19 protein-coding genes are annotated in these 26,952 nt (G+C 65.6%); 13 read left to right on the forward strand and 6 right to left on the reverse strand.

Annotation, left to right across the window (positions count from 1 at the left end):
- Positions 1–136: 136 nt before the first annotated feature.
- Positions 137–1,546, forward strand: a complete 1,410-nt coding sequence (locus AB8841_RS28100; RefSeq protein WP_370439023.1) for a sodium:proton antiporter — start codon at positions 137–139, stop codon at positions 1,544–1,546.
- Positions 1,547–1,864: 318 nt separating this feature from the next.
- Here AB8841_RS28100 and AB8841_RS28105 read toward each other — a convergent pair whose 3' ends face one another.
- A complete protein-coding gene (locus tag AB8841_RS28105) occupies positions 1,865–2,959 on the reverse strand; it encodes an NAD(P)/FAD-dependent oxidoreductase (RefSeq protein WP_370439024.1) in 1,095 nt (364 codons plus the stop codon).
- A gap of 65 nt (positions 2,960–3,024) precedes the next feature.
- Positions 3,025–4,635: a phosphoenolpyruvate carboxykinase gene (locus AB8841_RS28110; RefSeq protein WP_370439025.1), complete on the reverse strand. Its 1,611-nt coding sequence runs from the start codon at positions 4,633–4,635 to the stop codon at positions 3,025–3,027.
- A 529-nt stretch (positions 4,636–5,164) separates the two neighbouring features.
- On the opposite strand from AB8841_RS28110, the gene AB8841_RS28115 reads away from it, so the two are divergent.
- The 12 genes from AB8841_RS28115 (at position 5,165) to trxA (ending at position 23,064) form a co-directional block, all read left to right on the forward strand.
- Complete coding sequence (locus AB8841_RS28115; RefSeq protein ID WP_370439026.1) at positions 5,165–5,863, forward strand: response regulator transcription factor; 699 nt, start codon at positions 5,165–5,167, stop codon at positions 5,861–5,863.
- A 93-nt stretch (positions 5,864–5,956) separates the two neighbouring features.
- Complete coding sequence (locus AB8841_RS28120) at positions 5,957–7,837, forward strand: stimulus-sensing domain-containing protein (protein WP_370439027.1); 1,881 nt, start codon at positions 5,957–5,959, stop codon at positions 7,835–7,837.
- Positions 7,834–8,289, forward strand: a complete 456-nt coding sequence (locus AB8841_RS28125; RefSeq protein ID WP_370439028.1) for an HPr kinase/phosphorylase — start codon at positions 7,834–7,836, stop codon at positions 8,287–8,289. Before AB8841_RS28120 ends, AB8841_RS28125 begins: the two co-directional genes overlap by 4 nt.
- Before the next feature lie 88 nt (positions 8,290–8,377).
- Positions 8,378–8,779, forward strand: a complete 402-nt coding sequence (locus tag AB8841_RS28130; protein WP_370439029.1) for a PTS sugar transporter subunit IIA — start codon at positions 8,378–8,380, stop codon at positions 8,777–8,779.
- 5 nt (positions 8,780–8,784) lie between these two features.
- Positions 8,785–9,105, forward strand: coding sequence for an HPr family phosphocarrier protein (locus AB8841_RS28135; protein WP_370439030.1), 321 nt, complete (start codon positions 8,785–8,787; stop codon positions 9,103–9,105).
- A gap of 250 nt (positions 9,106–9,355) precedes the next feature.
- Positions 9,356–10,756, forward strand: a complete 1,401-nt coding sequence (ahcY, locus tag AB8841_RS28140) for an adenosylhomocysteinase (protein ID WP_370439031.1) — start codon at positions 9,356–9,358, stop codon at positions 10,754–10,756.
- 370 nt (positions 10,757–11,126) lie between these two features.
- Positions 11,127–13,694, forward strand: a complete 2,568-nt coding sequence (locus AB8841_RS28145) for a PAS-domain containing protein (RefSeq protein WP_370439032.1) — start codon at positions 11,127–11,129, stop codon at positions 13,692–13,694.
- Positions 13,695–13,725: 31 nt separating this feature from the next.
- Positions 13,726–15,285, forward strand: coding sequence for a tRNA (adenosine(37)-N6)-threonylcarbamoyltransferase complex ATPase subunit type 1 TsaE (gene tsaE, locus AB8841_RS28150; RefSeq protein ID WP_370439033.1), 1,560 nt, complete (start codon positions 13,726–13,728; stop codon positions 15,283–15,285).
- A gap of 9 nt (positions 15,286–15,294) precedes the next feature.
- Positions 15,295–16,029, forward strand: coding sequence for a nucleotidyltransferase family protein (locus tag AB8841_RS28155; RefSeq protein ID WP_370439034.1), 735 nt, complete (start codon positions 15,295–15,297; stop codon positions 16,027–16,029).
- A gap of 9 nt (positions 16,030–16,038) precedes the next feature.
- Positions 16,039–19,203, forward strand: coding sequence for a double-strand break repair protein AddB (gene addB / locus AB8841_RS28160; protein WP_370439035.1), 3,165 nt, complete (start codon positions 16,039–16,041; stop codon positions 19,201–19,203).
- A complete protein-coding gene (gene addA, locus AB8841_RS28165) occupies positions 19,200–22,637 on the forward strand; it encodes a double-strand break repair helicase AddA (protein ID WP_370439036.1) in 3,438 nt (1,145 codons plus the stop codon). Before addB ends, addA begins: the two co-directional genes overlap by 4 nt.
- A gap of 106 nt (positions 22,638–22,743) precedes the next feature.
- A complete protein-coding gene (gene trxA, locus AB8841_RS28170; RefSeq protein ID WP_370439037.1) occupies positions 22,744–23,064 on the forward strand; it encodes a thioredoxin in 321 nt (106 codons plus the stop codon).
- A 278-nt stretch (positions 23,065–23,342) separates the two neighbouring features.
- Here trxA and AB8841_RS28175 read toward each other — a convergent pair whose 3' ends face one another.
- The 4 genes from AB8841_RS28175 to trpA form a co-directional block, all read right to left on the reverse strand.
- Positions 23,343–23,750 carry a VOC family protein gene (locus AB8841_RS28175; RefSeq protein ID WP_370439038.1) on the reverse strand — a complete coding sequence of 136 codons (408 nt, stop codon included), beginning with the start codon at positions 23,748–23,750 and terminating at the stop codon, positions 23,343–23,345.
- Between the two features lie 11 nt (positions 23,751–23,761).
- Positions 23,762–25,087 carry a folylpolyglutamate synthase/dihydrofolate synthase family protein gene (locus tag AB8841_RS28180; protein ID WP_370439039.1) on the reverse strand — a complete coding sequence of 442 codons (1,326 nt, stop codon included), beginning with the start codon at positions 25,085–25,087 and terminating at the stop codon, positions 23,762–23,764.
- A gap of 14 nt (positions 25,088–25,101) precedes the next feature.
- Positions 25,102–26,004 carry an acetyl-CoA carboxylase, carboxyltransferase subunit beta gene (gene accD, locus AB8841_RS28185; RefSeq protein WP_370439040.1) on the reverse strand — a complete coding sequence of 301 codons (903 nt, stop codon included), beginning with the start codon at positions 26,002–26,004 and terminating at the stop codon, positions 25,102–25,104.
- 105 nt (positions 26,005–26,109) lie between these two features.
- The gene (gene trpA, locus AB8841_RS28190) at positions 26,110–26,949 is read right to left on the reverse strand and encodes a tryptophan synthase subunit alpha (RefSeq protein ID WP_370439041.1); all 840 of its coding nucleotides are present in this window, start codon (positions 26,947–26,949) and stop codon (positions 26,110–26,112) included.
- Positions 26,950–26,952 lie beyond the last annotated feature (3 nt).

Genomic DNA, 26,952 nt, shown 5'->3' on the forward strand with positions numbered 1-26,952 from the left:
AATCCTGTTTTACTCTCGTCCCATCATGGTGAACAGCCGGTTAACGGCCGTGCCGTTGCGGGCGGCTGCGCCTTCCCTTAAACCGTGGCCCAACATCGTAGACATGCCGGGGGCCGGCGAGGGGGGAATCCGAAACATGCGACGCATCTCAAGCACGGCACTCGCAGCCGCCGCCCTGACCGCGCTGCCGCAAGCCGCCTTCGCGGCGGAGCTCGATGGGGCGGCCTTGAGCCCTGTCTGGGCCCTGCCCTTTGCCGGCATCCTCCTCTCCATCGCCTTGCTCCCTCTGGTGGCTGCCCATTTCTGGGAGCATCACCAGGGCAAGATCGCGGCTGTCTGGGGCTTGCTGGTGCTCGTGCCCATGGCCGCCCTCCTGGGGCCCGCCACGGCGGTCCATGCGCTCGCTCACACCGCGCTTCTCGAATACGTTCCGTTCATTCTGCTGCTGCTGGCGCTCTTCACGGTGGCCGGCGGCATCCTGGTCCGGGGCAACCTGCACGGCTCCCCCGGCACGAACACCGTGCTGCTCGCCATCGGTACGGTGCTCGCGAGCTTCATCGGCACAACCGGCGCATCCATGGTGATGATCCGGCCCGTGCTGCGCGCCAACGACGACCGCAAGCACAACGTCCATGTCTTCGTGTTCTTCATCTTCCTGGTCTCGAATGTCGGCGGCTCGCTCACGCCGCTCGGCGATCCGCCGCTTTTCCTCGGCTTCCTGCGCGGCGTCGACTTCTTCTGGACCACCACGCATCTCTTCCCGGAGACGGTCTTCGTCGCCGGCATTCTCCTCGCGCTGTTCTTCGCGATCGATACGGTGATCTACAGGAAGGAAGGCCACATCGCTCCGGACCCGACGCCCGACAATCCGGTCCGCGTGACGGGGGGCATCAATTTCCTGCTGATCTTCATCATCATCGGCGCGATCCTCATGAGCGCCACGATGGATCTCGGCCGCGTAACGGTGCTGGGCGCCGAAATCGAGCTCGCCAACGCCCTGCGCGATCTCATCATGGTCGTCGTGACGATCATCTCCCTGAAGCTCACGCCGAAAGCGAACCGGGCGGAGAACGGCTTCTCCTGGGGACCGATCCAGGAAGTGGCGAAGCTTTTCGCCGGCATCTTCATCGCCATCATTCCCGTGCTCGCGATGCTCAAGGCCGGTACGGACGGTGCTTTCGCGCCCCTCGTCGCCCTGGTGACGAATCCGGACGGCAGCGCCAACAACGCCGCCTATTTCTGGCTCGCCGGCGGCCTGTCCTCATTCCTCGACAACGCCCCGACCTATCTCGTGTTCTTCGAACTCGCCGGCGGCGACGCGCAGGCGCTGATGACCACCGGCGCCCTGACCCTTGCGGCCATCTCCGCCGGCGCCGTGTTCATGGGCGCGAACTCCTATATCGGCAACGCGCCCAACTTCATGGTCTATGCGATTGCCCGCCAGGGCGGCGTGAAGATGCCGAGCTTCTTCGGCTATCTTCTCTGGTCGGGCGGAATCCTGCTGCCGATCTTCGTGGTGGCGACGCTTCTGTTCTTCAGGGGCTAGAGTGTCGGAGGTGAAAAGTAGGAACCGGGATTCGCTGACGCGGCCTTTCGGGTCCGCTCGCAACGATGCGCTCGTCCAGGTGGGGAGCATCGTGCGAAAAGTGGGAACCGGTTTTGCGCTCGATGCTCACAGTCGAAATGTTGAAGCATCGGACATGCAATTGAACTCACGTCCGATGCTTTGGTCGAGCGAATGACCCCCGGCCTTGAGCCGGGGCCCACATCCCTGGTGTTGCGTTTTCAAGACATGGATGGCCGGGTCTGATCCCCGGATCAAGTCCGGGGACGGCCATGACGAAGAGGGTGTCGGAATGGCGGTCTAAGCATCCAGCCTGTCCGCCACTTCCTCGGCAAGTGACAGGCACGAGGTCAAGCCCGGACTTTCGATGCCGAAGAGCTGCACAAGCCCGGCGAGCCCGTGCTCGGCCGGCCCGTCGATCATGAAATCCGCCGCCTTCTCGCCGGGTCCCGTGAGCTTCGGGCGTATGCCCGCATAGTCGGGCACCAGCGCTCCGTCGGGCAAACCCGGCCAGTAGCGGCGGATCGCGGCATAGAAAGCCTCCGTGCGCTCCGGATCGACCTCGTAGATCTCGCGGTCGATCCATTCCACATCCGGCCCGAAGCGCATGCGCCCCGCGAGATCGAGCGTTACATGCGTGCCCAGGCCGCCGTCCACGGGCGCGGGATAGATCAGGCGCGAGAAGGCAGGCCGGCCGAGGCAGCCGAAATAGTTGCCCTTGGCCAGGACGAGAGGCGGGACGCGCTCCGGCGCATAGGCCTCGGTCGTCCGCGCCAGGGCCTGCGCGCCCAGACCGGCCGCGTTGACCACCGCATCGACGGCGATCTCTGTGGGCTGCGCGCCCCCCACGGCGACGTTCCACCCCGTTCCGTTCCGGGCGATCCGCTCGACGGTCGCCTGGAAGGCGATCATGCCGCCCGCCGCCTCGAGATCGCCCTGGAGCGCGAGCATGAGCGCATGGCTGTCGATGATCCCTGTCTCGCGGGACAGCACCGCGCCGGTGCAGGTGAGGTTCGGCTCCAGAGCCGCCGCTTCCGCACCGGTCAGGAAGGAAAGTCCTTCCACGCCGTTGGCGACACCCTGCTCGTAGATGCCTTCGATCTTGGCCTGCTCGAGATCGTCCGTCGCCACGATGAGCTTGCCGCATTTCCTGTGCGGCACGCCATGGCTCTCGCAGAAGGCGTAGAGCAACCGGCGTCCGTTGACGCAGTGACGGGCTCGAAAGGAATCCGCCGGATAATACATGCCTCCATGGATCACCTCGCTGTTGCGCGACGAGACGCCATTGCCGATGCCGCCGGTCTTCTCCGCGACGATGACGTCATGGCCGCGCTGAGCCAGGGCGCGAGCGCAAGCCAGTCCGACCACGCCGGCGCCGATAACGAGTACGTCCATCCTTCTCCCCAATGCAAAGCGGCGGCCCGAAAGCCGCCGCCTCTTGTCGTTGCGATGTCCCGCCGTCAGGCGGCGATCGACATCTGCGGCGCCGCGCGGCGCACGTCGGAATCGACATGCCCCTCGAAGCGCTTGAAGTTCTCGTTGAACATGGCGATCAGACGCTTCGCCGTCTCGGCGAACTCGGCCTTATCCTGCCAGGTCTTGACGGGATAGAGGATGTGCGGCTCGACGCCGGGCACCGAGGTCGGGACCGCGAAACCGAAATAGGGATCGCGGCGGAAATCGGCCCGGGAGAGCGACCCGTCGAGCGCCGCCGTCAGCAGGCGGCGCGTGACGCGGATCGGCATGCGGCGGCCGACGCCGTACTTGCCGCCGGTCCAGCCGGTATTGACGAGCCAGCAATCCACCGAGTGCTTGGCGATGAGATCGCGCAGCAGATTGCCGTATTCGGACGGGTGGCGCGGCATGAAGGGCGCGCCGAAGCAGGTCGAGAAGGTGGCCTCGGGATCCTTTACGCCCTTTTCCGTGCCGGCCACCTTCGCGGTGTAGCCGGAGAGGAAGTGGTACATCGCCTCCGCGGGGGTGAGCTTGGCGATGGGGGGCAGGACGCCGAATGCGTCGCAGGTGAGCATCACGATGTTCTTCGGGATGCCCGCACGGCCCGTGGCGCTCGCATTGGGGATGAAGTCGAGCGGATAGGCGCAGCGGGTGTTCTCGGTCTTCGACGCGTCGTCGTAATCGGGCACCCGGGTGATGGGATCGATCACTACGTTCTCCAGAACCGTGCCGAAGCGCTCGGTCGTGGCGAAGATCTCCGGTTCCGCCTCGCGGGAGAGGCGGATGGTCTTGGCGTAGCAGCCGCCCTCGAAATTGAACACGCCGTTCGGACCCCAGCCATGCTCGTCGTCGCCGAGCAGGATGCGGTTCGGGTCGGCCGACAAGGTCGTCTTGCCGGTGCCGGAGAGGCCGAAGAACACGGCCACGTCGCCCTCGCGGCCCACATTGGCGGAGCAATGCATAGGCATGACGTTTTGCGCGGGCAGCACGTAGTTGAGGTAGGTGAAGACGGACTTCTTCATCTCGCCCGCATAGGACGTGCCGCCGATGAGCACGATCTTGCGGGCGAAATCGCACGCGATGACCGTCTCGGAGCGGCATCCGTGGCGGGCGGGATCGGCCCTGAAGGACGGAAGGTCGATGATCGTCAGGCCGGGCACATAGTCCTTCAGCTCGCCCATGTCGGGGCGGATCAGAAGGTTACGGATGAACAGGGAGTGCCAGGCGAATTCCGTGAAGACACGCGCCTTGACCCGGTAGGCAGGGTCCGCGCCGCCGTAGAGATCCTGGGCGAACAGCTCCTTGCCCTCGGCATGGGCGAGGAAATCCTGCAGCAGGGTGTCGAAGTTCCCGGACGTGATGGCACCGTTGTTGTCCCACCAGACGGAGCTCTCGGTAGCCTCGTCGCGCACCACGAACTTGTCCTTCGGGGAGCGGCCGGTATGGACGCCGGTCTCCGCCAGGAGAGCGCCTCCCTTCACAAGCCTGGTCTCGCCCCGGGTCAATGAATGCTCGTAAAGTGCGGGAGCTTCGAGGTTCCAGTAGACTTTCTTGAGATTGCGGAAGCCGATGGCCTCCGCGCCTTGAGCGCTGTTGAAGACGCCGATGTTATCCACGGAAAACTTCTCCTGGTCGCCGATGGCCAAGCGGCCGGAGGTGCCGCCTTCCGAAGGCTGTCACGGTGTTGCATTCAAGCGGCGCCGGTCCGAAGTCGCGACGCAACCGCCTGAACGTAGGATGTTTAGGTCAGGCGGCCAAGCCGTCAACCGAGCCATTCCATGGCATTCTATTTTTCATGACGCTAGGCCTTGCAAGCTGGGTGGCTGGGTTTTTCCGGCTTTTGTCGCAAATCTTTGGGAGGATTGACGGCCCGCAACTGTGTCACGTAGCATCTCTCCACCTTGGGACACCTTGGGTGCGCCCATTCGCCCAAGGCCGGCAGAACGGAAACGGCTGTAGTTTGTTCATCTCCGGTTGAACCGGCACTTCCTAAACACCACTATCCGTCCGTTCCGCCCCTCGCCTGGAGCTGCGGCAACCATAATTATGCCATCAGTAAGGCGCAGTTGGGCACGTTTCGAGGCCCCCTGCGTTATCGAACGATACGTCACGCGACCATCGTCCGTGTCAGCCAAGGAAGAGTTCATGCCCACGATCGCTCTTGTCGACGACGATCGCAACATCCTGACTTCCGTTTCGATCGCCCTCGAGGCCGAGGGCTACCGTATCCAGACCTATACCGACGGAGCCTCGGCCCTCGACGGTCTGAAACACGCTCCTCCGGATCTTGCCATTTTCGATATCAAGATGCCGCGCATGGACGGCATGGAGCTTCTGCGCCGCCTGCGTCAGAAATCCGACCTTCCCGTGATCTTCCTGACCTCCAAGGACGAGGAGATCGACGAGCTGTTCGGCCTGAAGATGGGCGCGGACGATTTCATCCGGAAGCCCTTCTCCCAGCGCCTTCTGGTCGAGCGCGTGAAGGCGGTGCTGCGCCGCTTCGCGCCCAAGGACCAAAGCACCCCCAAGGAAACCGATCCGAAGGCCCTGGAACGGGGCCAGCTGAAGATGGATCCGGAGCGGCATGCCTGCACCTGGAAGGGCGAGCCCGTCACGCTCACCGTCACCGAGTTCCTGATCCTCCAGGCCCTCGCGACCCGCCCTGGCGTGGTGAAAAGCCGCAATGCGCTCATGGACGCGGCCTATGACGACCAGGTCTATGTGGACGACCGCACCATCGACAGCCACATCAAGCGCCTGCGCAAGAAGTTCAAAGCGGTTGACCAGAGTTTCGAAATGATCGAGACCCTTTACGGCGTCGGCTACCGCTTCAAGGAAGCCTGATGCCTGCAGGACTTGCCTCTTGAAGGCAAAGGACAACCAGGAAAGACCTGCATGGTCCGGAAATCCCTTTCGGATCATGCCTAGATGAGTGGCATGAAGGCTGATCCCACCCACGCCGAGGCGGCGACAGACGATCCGCCTGCTCCTCGCGGCATCCTGGCGCGGCTGAAGCATTTCGGCCGCATGCTCTCGCAACGTGCCTCCTCGAGCCTGACGCGGCGCATCGTCGTGCTCAACCTGGCGGGCCTCGTCGCCCTGCTCATCGGCTTCCTCTATCTCAATCAGTTCCGGGAAGGCCTGATCGAAGCGCGGGTGCAAAGCCTGCTCACCCAGGGCGAGATCATCGCCGGCGCCATCGCCAGCTCGGCGACGGTAGAAACCAACACCATTACCCTCGACCCCGACCAGCTTCTGCAGATGCAGGCGGGCGAGACGGAGCGCCTGCACGACGAGGGTCTCTCCTCCCTCGAATTCTCCATCAACCCGGAGCGGGTGGCCCCCCTGCTGCGGCGGCTCGTCACACCGACCCAGACCCGCGCCCGGATCTTCGACCGTGACGGCCTCCTCCTGCTCGATTCCCGGAATTTCTATTCGCGCGGCGACATCCTGCGCATGGATCTGCCGCCGGTCGGAAACGTGGAGGACACCACGAGCTTCATCGAGCGCACCTGGAACAGCGTGCGCAAGATGTTCCGGCGCACCAAGCGGCCCGTCCTCGATGAGGCGGGGCCCGTCAACGGCAAATCCCTGCCGGAGGTGCAGCAGGCCTTCTCGGGCCAGCAATCGAGCGTGGTGCGCGTGAACAACCGCGGCGAAACGATCGTGTCAGTGGCCGTTCCGGTCCAGCGTTTCCGTACGGTCCAGGGCGTGCTGCTGCTCTCCACGCAGGAGGGCGACATCGACGCCATCATCGCGTCCGAGCGCTTCGCCCTGCTCCAGGTATTCCTGGTGGCAGCGGTGGTGATGATGGTCCTGTCGCTGTTCCTGGCCGGCGCGATCGCAGGCCCTGTGCGCCGCCTGGCGGAGGCGGCGGAGCGTGTCCGCTGGGGCACCAAGTCGCGCCAGGAGATTCCGGACTTCACCAACCGCTCGGACGAGATCGGCCACCTCTCCGGCGCCCTGCGGGACATGACCAAGGCGCTCTACAACCGCATCGACGCCATCGAGAGCTTCGCGGCAGATGTGGCGCACGAACTGAAGAACCCGCTCACCTCGCTGCGGAGCGCCGTGGAAACCCTGCCGCTCGCCCGCAGCGACGACTCCCGCGAGCGGCTCATGTCGATCATCCAGCACGACGTACGGCGCCTCGACCGCCTCATCAGCGACATTTCCGACGCTTCCCGCCTCGACGCCGAGCTCGCCCGGGCCGACGCGGAGCCGGTCGACATGGCGCGTCTGCTCGAAGCGGTCGTATCGGTGGCCAACGAGCGCCGTCAGGAGCACGATCCGCTCATCGAGCTCACTCTCGAAAGCCATCCGCGCGGCCGCGATGCCTTCCTGGTGCTCGGCCACGACAGCCGCCTCGGTCAGGTCTTCAACAACCTCATCGACAATGCCCGTTCCTTCTCGCCGCCCGACGCATCGGTGCGCGTGATGCTGCGGCGGCGCAAGTCAGGGGTCGAGATCCTGGTGGAGGACAGCGGCCCCGGCATCGAACCCGATGCCCTCGACCGGATCTTCGAGCGCTTCTACACGGACCGGCCCGAGCAGGGGTTCGGCCAGAACTCGGGCCTGGGACTGTCCATCTCGCGCCAGATCATCGAGGCCCATCGCGGCACGATCCGTGCGGAAAACCGCCTCGGCCCGCCTGACGAGAGCGGCGAACCGCAACGCCTCGGCGCCCGCTTCGTCATCCGCCTTCCGGCCGCCGAGAATCCAAAAGGCAAGAAAGACCAGAGCAAGAAAGACCAGAGCAGGAAGGAACAGGCCAAGCAGGAACAGGCCCGAACCGCTCAGGGAGAGAAGACGCCGTGAGCACGGGCGAGACCATCCATGCTTCCTGCGTCGTCATCGGCGAGGCCGGTGTGCTGATCCGGGGGCGGTCCGGCTCCGGCAAGTCGACGCTGGCGCGCGAACTGGTGCTGCACGCACTCCAGGCCGGCCAGTTCGGCCGCCTCGTGAGCGACGACAGAACCGGTCTTCGCGCGGAACACGGGCGTCTCTTGGCAAGTCCGGTGGAGCCTCTCGCCGGACATCTCGAGATCCATGGCCTGGGGATCACCCGCCAGCCCTACGAACCCGCCGCCGTCATCCGCCTCGCGATCGACCTGAGCGAGGATCCGCCACGATTTCCCGAAGTCGAGGACGGCAACATTGTTCTGTGCGGCGTCATGATCCCTCGCATCCACATGCGGGCCGGGGCAAGCTTTGCAAGCATCGCACTGAGGCGCTTGAGTGGTGTTTGCGACACGGTCGTGACACTGTGATGAACTTTTCCTCTCAATGCTCTTGCGCTTGGCTTCGCAGTGCACAAAATAGCGGCTCCGCTCTCGGAGCGTTCGGACCTGGAACATTATGATTGGAATGGTGCTCGTTACCCACGGGCAGCTCGCGACGGAGTTCAGAGCCGCGCTTGAGCATGTGGTGGGTCCTCAAGAGCAGCTTGAGACGATCACGATCGGCCCCGACGACGACATGGAAACACGGCGCAAGGACATCATGGCCGCCGTGTGCCGGGTCAATTCGGGCCAGGGCGTCGTGGTCTTGACCGATATGTTCGGGGGCACCCCCTCGAATCTCGCCCTGTCCTGCATGAATGGCGGCTCCGTCGAGGTGGTCGCCGGAATCAACCTGCCCATGCTCATCAAGCTGGCCTCGGTCCGGGACGAGGAACCCCTCGGCGACGCGGTCTCGCACGCCCAGGAGGCCGGAAGGAAATACATCAACATCGCCTCGCGCGTTCTGTCGGGAAAATAAGCACCATGGATCAGCCCCTCGATCAGGATTGTCCCCCGGCTCCTGTGCCCGAGGGGGCCGAAGTCCGGGAGCTGCCGATCGTCAATCGCCGGGGCCTGCATGCCCGCGCCTCTGCCAAGTTCGTCCAGACCGTGGAGCGCTTCGATTCGGACGTCACCGTGACCCGCTGCGGCGAGACCGTGGGCGGTCGTTCCATCATGGGTCTCCTGACCCTGGCGGCGGCCCAGGGCACCACCATCACCGTGACCGCCAAGGGTCCCGACGCGACAGCCTGTCTCCAGGCCATCGACGACCTCATCGCCGGCAGGTTCGGCGAGGACGAATAGCCTTTCGGCAAATCGTGCGGGCCCGACGGGCCGCGCTGGCGCATCGTGCGAGAAAGTGGCTCCGGTTTTTGGCAAGAACGAGGCGCTCTTTCCACGAAGGGAGCATCGGACCCAAAAGCGGATTCCACTTCCCGCGTCCGATGCTCTGGCCCTGACATATAAAGACATCTTTATATCTTGATTGCCTCAGAGGCGCCGCTCTGGTAGAGACTTGCGCCAGCGAAATCCCATCGGGTGCATGGAGGCCATCATGGCTCAGGACTACATCGTCAAAGACATCGGCTTGGCCGATTTCGGCCGCAAGGAAATTTCGATCGCCGAGACCGAGATGCCGGGCCTCATGGCCGTCCGCGAGGAATACGGGCCGAAGCAGCCCCTGAGGGGCGCCCGCATTGCCGGCTCGCTCCACATGACCATTCAGACGGCCGTGCTGATCGAGACCTTGAAGGCTCTCGGGGCCGACATCCGCTGGGTGTCCTGCAACATCTACTCCACCCAGGACCATGCCGCAGCCGCCATCGCGGCAGCCGGCATCCCGGTCTTCGCCTATAAGGGCGAGACCCTGAAGGAATACTGGGACTACACCGCCAAGCTGTTCGACTGGCACGGCGGCGGCATGCCGAACATGATCCTCGACGACGGCGGCGACGCCACGATGCTGGTTCACATGGGCCTGCGCGCCGAGCAGGGCGACACCGCCTTCCTCGACAAGCCGGGCTCCGAGGAGGAAGAGGTTTTCTTCGCTCTCATCAAGCGCCTGCTCTCCGAGAAGCCGAAAGGCTGGTTCGCCGAGCTCGCCGCCGCGATCAAGGGCGTCTCGGAAGAGACCACCACCGGCGTTCACCGCCTCTACATCATGGAGAAGGAGGGCAAGCTCCTCTTCCCGGCGATCAACGTGAACGACTCGGTCACGAAATCGAAGTTCGACAACCTCTACGGCTGCCGCGAATCGCTCGTCGACGGCATTCGCCGCGGCACGGACGTGATGATGGCCGGCAAGGTCGCCATGGTGGCGGGCTTCGGCGACGTGGGCAAGGGCTCGGCCGCTTCGCTCCGCCAGGCCGGCTGCCGCGTGCTGGTGTCGGAAGTCGACCCGATCTGCGCGCTCCAGGCCGCCATGGAAGGCTATGAGGTCACGACGATGGAGGACGCTGCTCCGCGCGCCGACATCTTCGTCACGGCGACCGGCAACAAGGACGTGATCACCATCGAGCACATGCGTGCGATGAAGGACCGCGCCATCGTCTGCAACATCGGTCACTTCGACAACGAAATCCAGGTCGCGGCTCTCAAGAACCTCAAGTGGACCAACATCAAGCCGCAGGTGGACGAGATCGAGTTCGCCGACGGGCACCGGATCATCCTGCTCTCGGAAGGCCGTCTCGTGAACCTCGGCAATGCCATGGGTCACCCCTCCTTCGTGATGTCGGCGTCCTTCACGAACCAGACGCTCGCCCAGATCGAACTCTTCACCAACCAGGGCAGGTACGAGCGCAAGGTCTATACCCTGCCCAAGCACCTGGACGAGAAGGTGGCCTCGCTCCACCTCGAGAAGATCGGCGTGAAGCTCACCAAGCTCCGTCCCGATCAGGCTTCGTATATCGGCGTGTGCGAGACCGGGCCGTTCAAGCCGGATCATTATCGTTATTGATTACAACTTCCGTTACGGAAGTTTCCAGAAAGCCCGGCTTCGTGCCGGGCTTTTTCATGCGGCCGCCGTCGAATCGACGAGATGACGCAACGGCATGTGTGTGTCTCGATTGCAATATCCGTCCGCCAATTGCTCACAGCTTCTCCAAAGGAAGATTAAGACAACGTTAACCCTCTTCCTGGCGGAGTCGGGCGTGGTCTAGAGTGAATGCGATTCGACCGGCAGTACCGCGGTTTTATTCGAAACCATGCCGGAAGTTCCGTTCATGCGTAGGCGGTATCTCCTCTTGGGCACTTCGAGAAGGCTCCAGAGGCATGAACACACTTGGCCTTTTCATCGGGGCCGGAAAGCATTGGGAGGACCATACGGCATGGCCCGGCAGGGGAAGCGCAAGACAGGCAGCCGAGGCGAGGCAGCCATCCTCGCAGGCCTCGCCCGCGTGCCCTTGGGCCTGACATTGCTGTCCGGAACATCGCAAACGGCTCTCGCCGCCGATTCCCCTTTCTCCGCCTTGGATCAGGCCACAGACCTTCTCGATTACCTCTACGGTCTGAATCTCCACAGCGCGGCGGCGTTCGGCCTCTTCATGGGCCTCGTGTCTCTCACCACCATCACGTCCCTGCTGCTGATGGTCGAGCGCCGCCGCTCGGCGCGCGTGGAGCGAACCCTGAGGAAGGAGCTTACGGCTCTGCGCGGCTCCGACGATCTCGCGACTCTGCTCATGGGGTCCGAGCGGCAATTGCTGGTCAGCTGGCATGGCCGAGACAGCGAGCCACGTTTTCAGGGCGATCCCTCCATCATCGGCGAGGGCGCTCCCGCGCAGCGGGCGCTTGCCTTCGGCACCTGGATGCAGCCGAGCGATGCCGCAGCGGCGGAAGCCTCGCTCGAGCAGCTCAAGCAGCGCGGAGAAGCCTTCCGGCAGGTGGCGCATACGCTCTTCAACCGCTTCATCGACGTGGAGGGCCGCACCATCGGGGGACGCGCGATCCTGCGCCTGCGCGACGTCACCGGCGACCGCGCGGATCTGCTCAAGACGCGCGCGGAGCTCGCCACCTCGCGCAGCGACCTGCGCTCCATGACCATGCTCCTCGACGATGTCGCCTATCCGCTCTGGATCCGCGATTCGGGCGATAAACTGATCTGGGCGAACCAGGCCTATCTGCGTGCCGTCGAGGCGCAGGATCTGGACGAGGCGATCTCCCGTTCCATCGAGCTCCTGAGCGAGCGGGCACGCGACGAGGCGAGCCGCCAGCGCCGGAACGGCGCAACCTATGCCGCGCGCGTCACGGCGGTCGTCGCGGGCCAGCGCGCCGTGCTCGACGTGATCGAGCGGCCGACATCCGGCGGCAGCGCGGGCATCGCGGTGGACGTCTCCGAGCTCGAAGCCGTGCGCAACGATCTGCAGCGCCAGATGGACGCGCATGTGCGCACGCTCGACCAATTGCCGACGGCGGTTGCGATCTTCGATGCCGCGCAACACCTGATCTTCAGCAACGCCGCCTATCAGCAGCTCTGGGGCCTCGACGCGGCGTTCCTCGCCTCGCGTCCGACCGATGGCGAAGTGCTCGACCGTCTGCGTGCGGCGCGCAAGCTGCCGGAGCAGGCGGATTTCCGCGCCTGGAAGGCGGATTTTCTCACCGGCTACCGTTCCGTCGAACAGCAGGAAACTTGGTGGCATCTTCCGGATCGCCGCACGCTGCGCGTGGTGATCAATCCCAATCCGCAAGGCGGCGTGACTTATCTGTTCGACGATGTCAGCGAGCGGTTCGAACTCGCATCGCAGGTCAACTCCCTGACGCAGGTTCAGGGCGAGACGCTCAGCACGCTGAAAGAGGGCGTGGCCGTGTTCGGCTCGGACGGGCGCCTCAAACTTCACAACCGCGCCTTCGCCGATATGTGGAATCTGCCGCTCGACCTGACGGCGCAGAATCCCCATGTGGACGTCATCATCAAGGCCTGTCGCCTGCTGGCGCCGCAGGAGGAGCCGTGGATCGACATCCGCGGTGCCGTGGTGGGCCTCGCCGACATGCGCATGGGCCATTCCTGCCGCTTCGAGCGGCGTGACGGCACTGCTCTCGACTGTACCGCGCAGCCCTTGCCGGACGGTGCGACCCTTCTGAGCTTCACCGACGTGACCGCGAGCGTGAACGTGGAGCGTGCGCTGACCGAACGCAACGAAGCGCTGGAGCGCGCCTCGCGGCTTCGCGACGAGTTCGTGCATCACGTGTCCTACGAGCTGCGTTCGCCACTCACCAACATCATCGGATTCACGCAGCTCCTCGGCGACGAGACCGTCGGTGCGCTCAATCCGCGCCAGCGCGATTACGCAGATCACATCATGCGCTCCTCGGCCTCGCTGCTGGCGATCCTCAACGACATCCTCGACCTTGCCTCCATCGATACCGGATCGCTGGAGCTCACGCCGGAAATCGTGGACATCCGCTCCACCATCGAGGCCGCCATGCGCGGCCTGGAGGACCGGCTGGCGGAATCCTCGCTCCACCTCGTCATCGACACGCCGGACGACATCGGAACCTTCGTGGCGGACGGCAAGCGCGTGCGGCAGATCCTGTTCAACCTGCTCTCCAACGCGGTCGGATTCTCCTCGCCGGGGCAGACCATCACGGTCTCGGCCCGCAAGCGTGGCAGCGAGGTGATCTTCGACGTGAAGGATCAGGGCCGCGGCATCCCGCCGGAGATCAAGGCGCGCATCTTCGAGCGGTTCGAGAGCCACACATTGGGCACCCGCCACCGGGGCGTGGGCCTGGGGCTTTCCATCGTGCGCTCCTTCGTGGAGCTGCATGGCGGACGCATCGAGCTCACCTCGGCGCCCGGTCAGGGCACCACGGTGACCTGCATTTTCCCCAATGAGCGGCAGGAATCGCCTTCCGATGGCGGATCCGTCTCATCTGCGCTAACTCCTATAGCCGCCGAGTAGGACTCAAGCGATGGTGAATGGATTGGCCCTCATGTCCGAGCAGGATGTTTCCCAAGCCGCGTGGATCGTGACGCTTCCCGATCACGAGGCCACGGAGGATTTCGCGCGCAAGCTCTCCGAGGAGCTGAGACCCGGCGACCTCGTCACGCTCTCCGGCGACCTCGGAGCCGGCAAGACCACCTTCGCGCGCGCCCTTGTGCGCACCCTGGCGGACGAACCGGAACTCGAGGTCCCGAGCCCCACCTTCACCCTGATGCAGGTCTATGACGGCCTGCTCTGCCCTATCGTCCATGCCGATTTCTACCGCCTCTCGGGCGGGTACGAGCTCGTGGAGCTGGGCTGGGAAGAGGTGACCGAGAATGCGATTGCGCTCGTGGAATGGCCCGAGCGCGCCGAGGGCGCGCTGAACGCCGATCACCTCGACATCCGCCTCGATTTCGCACCCGGAGGCCGCGGGCGCGTCGCCATGCTGACCGGCACCGGCGCCTTCGCGCCGCGTCTCCAGCGCATCAAGGCGTTTCGCAACCTGGTGGATCGCTGCGGCTGGTCGGACGCAGTCCGCCTGCCGATGCCGAGCGACGCATCCGTAATCCGTTCGTACGAGCGGCTGATCAAGATGAACGGCGAAACCGCGCTGCTCATGATCTCGCCGCCCCGGCCCGTCGGCCCGCCCGTTCGGCGCGGCAAGCCCTACACGACCATTGCAAAGCTCGCGGAGACCGTTCACGCCTTCGTGGCCATGGACAAGGGGCTGCGCGCACTGGGCTTGAGCGCACCCTACATCTACGGCGAGGATCTCGATGCGGGCCTCCTGCTGATCGAGGATCTGGGCGCCGATCCCGTGACCGACGAGAACGGCCCGATCCCGGAACGTTATGCGGAAGCCACGCGTCTGCTCGTCAAGCTTCACAGCATCGAGCTGCCGCAGGTGCTGCCCGTGGCGGACGGAATCGAACACGCGCTCCTCCCTTACGATCTCGAAGCGCTTCTGATCGAGGTGGAGCTTCTCGCCGACTGGTACGTGCCGCACATCATCGGCACGCAGCTCTCGGGCTCCGCGCGCGCGGAATTCCTCAATCTCTGGACGGAGGCGCTCGGTGAGATTCTCGCAAGCCCCACGACCTGGACCCTACGCGATTATCATTCGCCGAACCTGATCTGGATGGCGGAGCGCGAGGGCCTGCAGAGCGTGGGCCTCATCGATTTCCAGGATGCGGTTCTGGGCTCGCCCGCCTATGACGTCGCCTCCCTGCTCCAGGATGCGCGCGTCACCGTGCCGGCCGACCTCGAGCTCAAGCCCATCGGCCTTTACGCCCGCGAGCGCAAAGGCGCGGATCCAGCCTTCGACGTATCGGCCTTCGCCCGCGCCTACGCGATCATGGCGGCGCAGCGCGCCACCAAGATCCTCGGCATCTTCGCCCGCCTCGACCGGCGCGACGGCAAGCCCCATTACCTGAAGCACCTGCCGCGGATCGAAGCCTATCTCATCCGCAATCTGGCGCATCCCGCCTTGGCGAAGCTCAAGGTCTGGTATGAGAACTATCTCCCGAGGCTCATCCCGCACGACGATGAGACGCCTCCTTCCGCTTGAGCATTGTCCGTGTCCCATCCCCCTCATCGTCAGCCCCATACCGCCATCATTCTCGCCGCGGGCCTCGGCACGCGCATGCTGCCGATCACGGCCACCATGCCGAAACCGCTCGTGAAGGTGGCGGGCGAGAGCCTGATCGATTTCGCGCTCGACAGGCTGCACGAGGCGGGCATCGGCAAAGTGGTGGTGAACGTGCATTACTTCGCGGACATGCTGGAAGCGCATCTGCGCACCCGGGCAGCTCCGGAGATCGTCGTTTCCGACGAGCGCGACCGGCTCCTCGAAACCGGGGGCGGCGTGAAGAAGGCATTGCCCCTTCTGGGAAAGGATCCCTTCGTCACCTTCAACTCCGATTCCATGTGGATCGAAGGGGGCGAACCGAATCTCAAGCGCCTCGTGGCCGCATGGGAGCCTCGGCGGATGGACATCCTGATGCTCGTCGCCCCGTTATCCACAAGTGTCGGCTACGAGGGCTACGGCGACTTCCATCGCGATCCGGACGGCCGCCTGCACCGCCGGGGCGGCGATCCGCATGCCGATTTCGTCTATGCGGGCGTGGCCATCGTGAAGCCGGATCTCGTGGAGGGAACATCCGAGGGAGCCTTCTCGGCCAACGCTTTCTACGACCGCGCCATCGCGAACGGCCGCCTCTACGGCTTGCCTCTGGAAGGCCAATGGCTGCATGTTGGAGAGCCTCACACCATTGCCGAGGCGGAAAAGTGCCTTGCCGCGAGCAAGCGATGAGGTGTCGTTGTGTCGAGCCAGCCGCGCGTTTTTTCGATCCCTCCGGGTTGCGCCTTTCTGCCGACCCTTGTGGACGCGCTGCTCGAAGGCCGTCTCGTCGGGCCTCTCTCTGACGATCCCGCGGCGCTCGCCGATGTCACGATCTACGTTCCGACCCGCCGCGCCACCCGCGCGCTGATCGCGCTTCTGGCGGAACGCGGCGCGGGCCGCGCCCAGCTCCTGCCGCGCATCGTGCCTCTGGGCGAGACGGACGAAGCGGAATTCGAGCTGACCGGTCTGGAAGGCACGCCGCTCGCGGAAGCCGCGAGCCTGAAGCCGCCGATTCCGCCGCTGGAACGCCGCCTCATTCTCACGCGACTCGTGCAGCGCTGGTCGACCCAGGTGGACCGCGCACTCCTGCAGCTCGGCCCCGAAGTGCCCTTCATGGTGCCCGCCTCCCCGGCCGATGCGGTGAATCTCGCGGGCGATCTGGAAACGCTGATGGATGCCTTCACGACGGAAGGCGTCGACTGGCATGCGCTCGAACTCGCCGTGGATACGGACTATTCGAAATACTTCGAGATCACGCGCCACTTCGTGCAGATCGCGAGCGAGCACTGGCCCGAGATCCTCGCCGAGCGTCAGGCGAGCGATCCCGCGCAGCGGCGCACGGCGCTCCTCGAAGCGGAAGCGCGCAGGCTTTTCCGGGAGCGGCCGGAGCATCCCATCATCGTCGCAGGCTCCACGGGCTCGGTGCCCGCAACCGCCAGTCTGATGGCCGTCATCGCACGCCTGCCGCGAGGGGCCATCGTGCTTCCCGGTCTCGACACGGATCTCGATGAAGAGAGCTGGGCCACCATCGGCGGCGCGGGCGACGACGACAGCGATCCGGTGCACAGTCATCCGCAGGCCTCGCTGCGCCGTCTCGTCGACAGGCATCTGCGCATTCCGCGCTCCGAAATCTCCCTTCTGGGCAAGCCGCCGGAACCGGCGCGAGCGCGCAACCATCTGCTGTCGGAAGCGCTCCGCCCCGCCGATACCACGGACCGCTGGGCGCTCATCGCGCCGGAAGAGCGCCTGCGCATGGGTCGCAGCGGCTGCGAAGGCATCACGATCATCGAGGCCGCGGACGAGCGCGAGGAAGCCTTCGCCATCGCCATTGCCCTGCGCGAGACCCTCGTTCACCCGGACAAGACCGCGGCCCTCGTCACGCCCGACCGTGCCCTGGCGTCACGGGTGACGGCCGAACTCGCCCGCTGGGGACTGAGCGTGGAGGATTCGGCGGGCGTTCCACTGTCCGACACGCCCGCCGGACGGCTCGCGCGTCTGACCGCGGAGGCGGCGGCCGACGATTTGAGCCCCGTGCGCCTGCTTTCCTTGCTGGCGCATCCGCTCGTGCGCCTGGGTTTTCCGCGCGCCACCGTGGACCACGCCGCCAGCGTTCTCGAAATCGGCGTGCTGCGGGGCCCCGCGCCTGCGCCCGGCATCGACGGCATGCGCGCCGCGCTTGCTGCGCGCCGTCAGGGAAAGGACCACCGCACGCCCCGCCCGCGCGCGCGCCTCACCGAGGCGGATTGGGAACTCGCCGATACGCTCCTGCAGCGTGTCGGCCTCACCTTCGAGACCTTCACGCCCGCCGCGCAGGGCGAGAACCGTCTCGACCTCATGGCTCTCGTGACGCACCATCGGCGCGCCTTCGAGCTTCTCTGCGCGCAGCCCGAGGAGGACGAAGAGGGCATGAGCGAGCCGTCCCTCGAGCCGCTCGCCGCTCTCTTCGACGATCTCGAGAATTCGGACATCCGTGAAGAGGAAGGCCATCCGCTCGTCGGCCGCTTCGTCGACTATCCCGCCTTCTTCACCGCGCTCGCCAAGCAGCGCTCCTTGAGCCCCTCCCCGCGCTCCACCCATCGCCGCCTGAAGATCCTCGGTCTCCTGGAGGCACGTCTTCTCACCGTCGACCGCGTCGTGCTCGGCGGCCTGGACGAAGGCACCTGGCCGCCGCGCACGGTGACGGATGCGTTCCTCAATCGCCCCATGCGGGCCCGCGTCGGCCTGATGCCGCCCGAGCGGCGCATCGGCCAGACGGCCCACGATTTCGTGCAGGCGCTCGGCACGCACGACGTGGTGATCACCCGCGCGCATAAACGCGACGGCTCGCCCATGGTGTCCTCGCGCTTCCTGCAGCGCCTCAAGGCCTTCACCGGCAAGGAGGTCTGGGAGCGGATGGTGAAGGCGGGCGACTATTACCGCCGTCTTGCGCGCACCCTCGATACGCCTGCGCCTGCGCCTGCGCTCCCGCGGCCGCGTCCGAAGCCCGATCCCGCCCTCTTCCCGCGCAGCCTGAGCGTCACGGAGGTCGAAACGCTGGTGCGCGATCCCTACTCGATCTTCGCGCGCCACGTTCTCAAGCTCGATGCGCTGGAAGCGATCGCGGTCGCGCCGAGCGCGGCGGAGCGCGGCACGATCATCCACGACGTGATCGGCGGGTTCGCCGAACGCTTTCCGGAGAATCTGCCGGCCCATGCTCAGGAGATCCTGCTGGGCCTCGGCGAGGATGCGTTTGCCGACATCGCAGAGGCCTATCCCGAGCTCTACGCGGAATGGTGGCCCCGCTTCGAGCGATTGGCCGTCGCGTTTCTGGATTGGGAGCAGATGCGCCGTCCCGGGCTCGTGAAAGTCCACGCCGAACGTTCGGGCAGGCTCGCGATCCCGCTCCCGGACGGCTCGGTCTTCAACCTCCGCGCCCGCGCCGACCGGATCGAGCATCGCCGCGACGGCGGCTTCACGATCATCGACTTCAAGACCGGCCAGCCGCCGGGCGTGCGCGAGGTCTATGCGGGGTTCTCGCCGCAACTGACGCTGGAGGCGATGATGCTGATGAAGGGTGCCTTCAAGGGCCTGCCCATGGCGACGGAGACGCCCGATCTCGTCTACGTTCACACGACCGGTGGACGCGAACCGATCAAGCCGCGCGAGATCAAACCGGGACGGGACGAAGAGCGCTCGGTCCCCGAGATCGTGGAAGAACATCGTCGCCGCTTCGAGGGTATGATCGCGCGCTTCACGAAGGGCGAGGCGGCTTACGTCTCGCGGCCCTTCCCGAAATATGCGCGACGCTTCTCCGAATACGATCACCTGGCGCGCGTGAAGGAATGGTCGCTGGCGAGCGCCGGCGGGGGCGAGGGCGGCGAATGAGCAACGATCTCGTCATTCCCGACTACACGAAGGACGCGCAGCGCCGCGCCGCGAACCCGCGCGCTTCCGCATGGGTGTCGGCGAATGCGGGCGCGGGCAAGACGAAGGTGCTGACCGACCGCGTCGTGCGCCTGCTGCTCTCAGGGTCCCTGCCCGGCCGCATCCTGTGCCTCACCTTCACCAAGGCGGCGGCCGCCAACATGGCGATCCGCGTATTCGAGCGGCTGGGACGCTGGGTGACGATGGACGAGGACAGCCTCGTCGCGGAGCTCACGGAGCTCGAAGGCGCACGACCCACGAAAAGCGAAGTGAAACTCGCGCGCACGCTCTTCGCGCGCGCCGTCGAGACGCCGGGCGGCTTGAAGATCGACACCATCCACGCCTTCTGCGAGCGGCTTCTCCATCTCGTGCCGTTCGAGGCCAACGTGCCGGCGCGCTTCGCCGTTCTGGACGAGAGCCAGAGCGACGAGATGCTGGCGCAGGCCGTGAAGAACGTTCTGGCGGATGCCTCGAACGGCAATTTCCCTCAGTTGAAGGATGCGCTCGACATCATCAGCGTGGATGCCGTGGGCGATGCGCTCACCGCCGTGCTCAACGCGGCCCTGCGCTGCAAGTCCTTCCTCCACGATCCCACCGGCGTCGCGCGGTTGCAGCGGGAACTCGGCCTGTCGGGAGACGAGACGCTTGCGGGCATCGAGCAGGCGATGCTGGAGGGCGGCTTCGCACCGGAGAGCTGGCCGGCGGTCGCGCAGGAGCTGATGACCGGGAAAGCCACCGATCAGGAGCGGGCGGCGTCCTTCGTCGCGGCCGCGGAGGCGAGCGATCCCGCCGAGAAGCTCAAGCACTATCTGTCCGTGTTCCTGAAGGAATCCGACGGTCTGCCGCGCGCGGAATCGCGTCTCGTCACCAAGTCGGTCGCTCCCGCCCTGAAGGAGCGGCTGCTCGACGAGCAAAGCCGCATCTGGCGGCTGATGGACAAGCGCAAGGCTGCGCGCGCCCTCGAGCGCACGCGGGCGCTGTTCCTGCTGGCGGCCGAGATTCACGACCGGGTCGAACAGGCGAAGATGCGGCTCGGCGCGCTCGACTTCCAGGATCTCATCGACAGGACGCTGGCCCTGCTCTCGCGCGGCGACACGGCCTGGGTCCTCTACAAGCTCGATCGCGGCATCGACCATGTGCTGATCGACGAGGCGCAGGATACGAACCCGCAGCAATGGGAGATCCTGCGCAAGATCACGGAAGATTTCACCGCAGGCGAAGGCGCCGCGAGCGGGCGCATCCGCACGCGCTTTGCCGTGGGCGACCCCAAGCAGTCGATCTACGGATTCCAGGGGGCGGTTCCCCTGGAATTCGAACTGACGCGCAAGAGCTGGATGAAGGAGGCGAGGAACGCGGCGCTTCATTTCGAAGACGTGTCGCTCACCATGTCCTTCCGCTCCACGAAGGCGGTTCTCTCGGCGGTGGACGCCACCTTCGCGGTCGAGAAGAACTTCAAGGGCCTGTCTTTCGAGGACAAGGCCGTCGGCACCGTGCACGAAAGCGCCCGCCCGCATGCGCCCGGTCTCGTGGAGCTGTGGCCGACGGAGACGCCCGCCACGGAGGAAGAGCCCGAGGCCTGGGTTCTTCCCGTCGACGAGCCCGAGCAGCAATCGCCGCCCGTCGTCGTGGCGCGTCGCGTCGCACAGGCGGTGAAATGCTGGACCACCAAGGGCGACGAGAACGGCCGCATGTGGAGCGCGGGCGACGTGCTCGTTCTCGTGCGCAAGCGCGGCGCCGCCTTCGAGGCGGTGATCCGCGCCTTGAAGGAAGCGGGCGTGCCCGTGGCGGGTGCGGACCGGCTCAATATCGGCGAGCATATCGCGGTGCTCGATCTTGTGGCGGCAGGACGAGCGGCGCTGCTGCCGGATGACGACCTGACGCTTGCGACCGCGCTGAAATCGCCGCTCGTCGGCTTCACCGACGACGATCTCATCCGCATCGCCGCCGGCCGAGCGGACGACGCATCGCTCCATGCGGCTCTGCAGTGCCACGCGCAGGCCGGCGACGCCAAGGCGAAGCGCGGCTGCGAGGCGTTGCAGGCCTGGCGCGAACTTGCGGCGCAGAACGGCCCCTTCGGCTTCTTCGCCACCTTGCTCGGCCCGCGCGGCGGACGTTCGCAGCTCGTCGCGCGCCTGGGCAGCGAAGCGGGCGACGCCATCGACGCCTTTCTCTGCTTCGCGCATCAGTCGGAGATGACGGAAACGCCCTCGCTCACCGTCTTCCTCAATCGTTTCGAGTCGGCCTCGCACACGATCAAGCGCGATCTCGACTCCGTGAACAACGAAGTGCGCGTGATGACGGTGCACGGGGCCAAGGGCCTGGAGGCGCCGATCGTCATTCTCATCGACGGCTGCGAAGTGCTCGGCCGCGACCCGCCGCTGCTGTCGCTGCCGACAAGGACCGGCGAGACGATCCCCGTCTGGGCCCCGGGCCGGAGCGCCGATTGCAGCGTGATGGAGGAGGCGCGCGACGTCCTGCACGCCAAGGGCTACGAGGAGCACAACCGCCTTCTCTACGTGGCCATGACCCGCGCCAAGGACCGGCTGGTGATCGCGCCCTATCTCACGGGACGCAAGGATTCGCCGCATGAGGCCTGGTGCGAGATGATCCGCCACGGGCTCGTCGAGAAGGCGGGCGGCCTGGAGCGCAGCGAAGCTCCCTATGGGCCCATCGAGCTCTGGCGCGAGGGGTCGCCGCTCGCGCGAACGCTCGCGGCGGAATCCGACGTCGCACCCCTCGAAGCCTTCGAGGTGCCGCATTGGCTGAGCCTGACGGCTCGGCCGGAGCCGGAGCCCCTGCCGCCGATCCGCCCCTCCAGCGCCCTGGGCGCGGCCGACCGCATGACGCGGCCGGGGGACGGCCCCTATGCCCCCGAGGCGCGGCTTCGCGGTACCCTGGTCCATGCCCTGCTCGAACGCCTTCCTGCCCTCGATGCGGAGCATCGGGAGGCCATGGCGCGGTCCTATGTGCGGGCCCGGGCCCCGCGCCTCGCCCCCGAGATCTGCGAGACGGTGATCGCCAACGCTCTCGGCGTCCTGGAGCACGAGGATCTGAAGGCGCTTTTCGGGCCAGGCTCCCGGGCGGAAGCCCCCATCGCCGGCAAGGTGTCGACGATGGATGGAGAACTCATGGTCTCCGGCCAGATCGACCGCCTCGCGGTCCTGGAGCGCGAGGTCCTGGTGGCCGACTTCAAGACCACGGCCCGCGCGCCCAGACCTGGCCAGAAGCCGCCCCAAAGCTACGTGGCCCAGCTGGCGCTCTACCGGACCCTGCTCGCCGAGATCTACCCGAACAAGCGCATCCGCACCTTCCTGGTCTGGACCGCTGGACCGGTCATTCACGAGTTGATGGAACCCGAACTGGAATCGGCTCTTACCCTCATCAAAGCGGCGTGAGGGGAAGATAGCCCTTGCTTGATTCCCCGATCCGCCGTTCTTACCTTGGCTCTATCGTCGAGCGGCTCGCCTTGAGTCGCGGTATCAGAAATTCAAAGGTGATGTGATGGCGACCTTTAAGGTGACCGACGCGAGCTTCGCGCAGGACGTCCTGCAATCCTCCGAGCCCGTCGTGGTCGATTTCTGGGCGGAGTGGTGCGGCCCCTGCCGCATGATCGGCCCGGCTCTGGAAGAGATTTCCAACGAGATGGAAGGCCGCGTGAAGATCGCGAAGGTGAACGTGGACGAGAACCCGCAGATCGCCTCGCAGCTCGGCATCCGGTCGATCCCGGCGCTCATGATGTTCAAGGGCGGCCAAGTGGTGGCCCAGAAGATCGGCGCTGCCCCGAAGGGCGACCTCACCAAGTGGATTCAGACCTCGGCCTGATCACTCCAGCGCCTGAGACTGGAAAGGGGCCGAACCGGCCCCTTTTTCGCGTCCGGTCCTTAGCGCATCGTGCGAAAAAGTGGATCCGGTTTTTCGCGAGAACGATGCGCTCTTGCCAAGAAGGGAGCATCGGATCGAATCCCCAAAAGTGCAAGTCCGCTTTTGGGTCCGATGCTCTGACAACCGGACGTGTCATCGAGCTCACGCCCGATGCAGTCAGTCTCTGTTTTCGAGCATCTTTCCACGCAAAACCGGTTCCCACTTTTGCGTTCGATGCTCTAGGCCCGCTCCATGGCATCCTGGTCCATGTAGACGATTTCCCAGATATGCCCGTCGAGATCGCTGAAGCTTCGGCCGAACATGAAGCCGTGATCCTCCGGCTCCCGCATTTCCCGGCCGCCCTGGGCCAGAGCCCTCTCCACCAGCTGGTTCACCCGCTTCCGGCTCTCCACCGCAAGGCTGGTGAGCACCTCGGTCATGCGCGAGGTATCGGCCACGGGTCGGCGAGCGACCTCCCGGAACTTCGCCTCCGTGAGCAGCATGGCGAAGATGTCGTCGGAGATCGCCATGCAGGCGGCGGTCTCATCGCTGAGCTGCGCGTTGAAGCCGAAGCCCATCGTCTCAAAAAACCGCACCGACCGCTGAAGATCCTTCACCGGCAGGTTGACGTAGATTTTGGTGGCCATGGCCGCTTTCCTTATTCGGGCAGCGTTCCATTGGCTGCCAGCACCTCACCTGCCAGATAGAGCGAACCGCAGATCAAGACACGGGGCGGGCGTTCCCAAACGTAGTTGTGGAGCGAAGCCAATGCGGATTCGACACTCGGTGCGACGGAGGTGGTAAGCCCGACGCTCACCGCGATGGCGGCCACTTCCTCGGCGGGACGCGCCGCGATCTGGCCGGAAATCGGCACGGCGATCACCTCCCGCGCGAGGCCGGAGAAGTTCTTGAAGAAGGCCTGGGAGTCCTTGGTGCCGAGCATGCCGGCGATCACCACGAGCGGCGCATCGTTGCGTTCGCTCTGATCGGCCATGGCGGCGGCCAGAACGCGCCCGCCATCGATGTTGTGCCCGCCGTCGAGCCACAACTCGCTGCCGTGCGGGGCGATTTCCGGCAGGCGTCCCTTCGAGAGACGCTGCAACCGTCCGGGCCATTCGGCGCGGGTGAGCCCCGCCTCGAAGGCAGAGGTCTCGAACTGTTCGAAACCGGCCGCCCGCAGGGCCGCGATGGCCGTGCCCGCATTGGTGAACTGATGCCGCCCGATGAGCTTCGGACGCGGCAGGTCGAGCAAGCCCCTCTCGTCCTGGTAGACGAGACGGCCGCCCTCTTCGTGGATGGAGAAGTCCTGCTGGCCGATGATCAGCGGGGAGGCGCCGATGCGCTCCGCTTCGTCGTGCAGGGTCTGATCGGCCTCCACGTAATCCTGCGGCGCGATGATGGCCGGGCATCCGCGTTTGAAGATCCCCGCCTTTTCCTTGGCGATGGCCTCAAGGGTCGTGCCGAGATATTCCGCGTGGTCGTGGCCGATCGGCGTCACAACGGCGGCGGCGGGCCTGTCGATGACGTTCGTGGCGTCGAAGCGCCCGCCCAGCCCCACTTCGAGCAGCAGCACATCGGCCGGCTCCTCCGCGAAGATCAGCAGCGCCGCGGCCGTGGTGATCTCGAATACGGTGATCGGTTCGCCCGCATTCACCGCCTCGCACCGGCGGAAGGCTTCGACGAGGCGATCCTCGCTCACATATTGCCCGCCGCCGAAGCGCCCGAGACGGATGCGCTCGTGGAAACGCACAAGATGGGGTGAGGTATAGACATGAACGGCGAGGCCCGCGCTCTCCAGGATCGCCCGCATGAAGGCGATGGTGGAGCCCTTGCCGTTGGTGCCCGCCACATGAATGACGGGCGGCAGACGGCGCTCGGGATGACCGAGCTTTGCGAGCAGCCGCTGGATGCGCCCGAGCGACAGATCGATGGTCTTCGGGTGCAGGGCGAGAAACCGCGCGATCAGCGCATCGGAAGAGTCCACCGCCCTGCCCTCACTTATTCGGCCGCAGCCGCGACATCGGTCGTGATCGTGCCCTCGGTCGGAGCCGCCGCCGGAGCCTTCATGAACAGGCGCGAGAGACGGGCGATCGTCGGCTTCAGGTCATGGCGGTGCACCACCATGTCCACCATGCCGTGCTCCTTCAGGTATTCGGAACGCTGGAAGCCGTCAGGCAGCTTCTCGCGGATGGTCTGCTCGATCACGCGCGGACCGGCAAAGCCGATGAGCGCGCCGGGCTCAGCGAGATGCACGTCGCCCAGCATGGCATAGGATGCGGTCACGCCGCCGGTGGTCGGGTTCGTGAGCACGACGATATAGGGCAGGCGCGCATCGCGCAGGCGGCGGATCGCCACCGTGGTGCGCGGCATCTGCATGAGCGAGAGAATGCCCTCCTGCATGCGTGCGCCGCCAGAACCGGCGAAGAGCACGAAGGGCGTCTTCTTGTCGAGGGCCGTCTCGGCGCCTTTGACGAAGGCCTCGCCCGCCGCCATGCCCAGCGAGCCGCCCATGAAGCCGAAATCCTGCACGGCGATGGTCATCGGCAGCTCGTCGACGCGGCCGAAGCCCACCTTGAAGGCATCCTGCTGGCCCGTCTTGGTGCGGGCGTCCTTCAGGCGGTCGATGTAGCGCTTCTCATCGCGGAACTTCAGGGGATCGACGGGCACTTCGGGAAGCGCCACATCGAGCCAGGTGCCCCCGTCGAACATGAGCTGGAGGCGCTGCGTGGCCGAGATGCGCATGTGGTGGTTCGAGCCGGGAATGACCCACTGGTTCGCCTCCACGTCCTTGTGGAAGACCACCTGTCCCGTATCCGGGCACTTGATCCAGAGATTGTCCGGCGTCTCGCGCTTGAAGAGCGTCTTGATCTTCGGACGGACGACTTCGGAAATCCAGTTCATCGCTTCAATCCTCTCGTCATGGCCGGGCTTGCCCGGGCCATCCACGTCTGTCCACGCGGTCGAAGGCGTGGATGCCCGCATCGCGTGCGGGCGAGACGTTCAGTGTCATGCCGCCGCGCGCTTTTCCACCGAGCGCACGCCTTCGCTCAATTCCTTCACCAAGGTGGTGACGGCCTCGACCGAACGCGAGGTCGCGCGGCCCTGATCGTCGAGGGTGCCCTTCAGCGCATCGATGAGCGCCGAGCCCACCACGACGCCGTCGGCGCCTTTCGCCACCGCCGCCGCATGCGCGCCGCTCTTCACGCCGAAGCCCACCACGACCGGCAGGGGCGTATGATGCTTGATGCGCTCCACCGCCGTGGCGACCTTGCCGAAATCGGGCGTCGCCGCACCCGTGATGCCGGTGATCGAAACGTAATAAACGAACCCGGCCGTATTGGCGAGCACCGCCGGCAGGCGGCGATCGTCCGTGGTCGGAGTGGCCAGGCGAATGAAGGCAAGTCCCGCCTTCAGGGCCGGCAGGCACAGCTCGTCGTCCTCCTCGGGAGGCAGATCCACCACGATGAGGCCGTCGACCCCGGCATCCTTGGCATCGGTCAGGAAGCGATCGACGCCATAGACGTAGATCGGGTTGAAATAGCCCATCAGGATCACGGGCGTATCCTGATCCTCGGCCCGGAAGCGGCGGATGAGCTCGAGGGTCTTGACCGTGTCCTGGCCCACCTTCAGGGCCCGCAGTCCCGCCGCCTGGATCGCCGGACCGTCGGCCATGGGATCCGTGAACGGCAGGCCGAACTCGACGATGTCGGCCCCCGCCTTGGGCAGGCTCTTCAGGATCGCGAGGGAAGTCTCGGGGTCCGGGTCTCCCGCCATGATGTAGGTCACGAGAGCGGCGCGGCCTTCCGCACGGCATTGTTCAAAACGGGCTTCGATGCGCTTGGTCATGGG

The sequence above is a fragment of the Microvirga sp. TS319 genome, from assembly GCF_041276405.1.
Classification (GTDB): Bacteria; Pseudomonadota; Alphaproteobacteria; order Rhizobiales; family Beijerinckiaceae; genus Microvirga.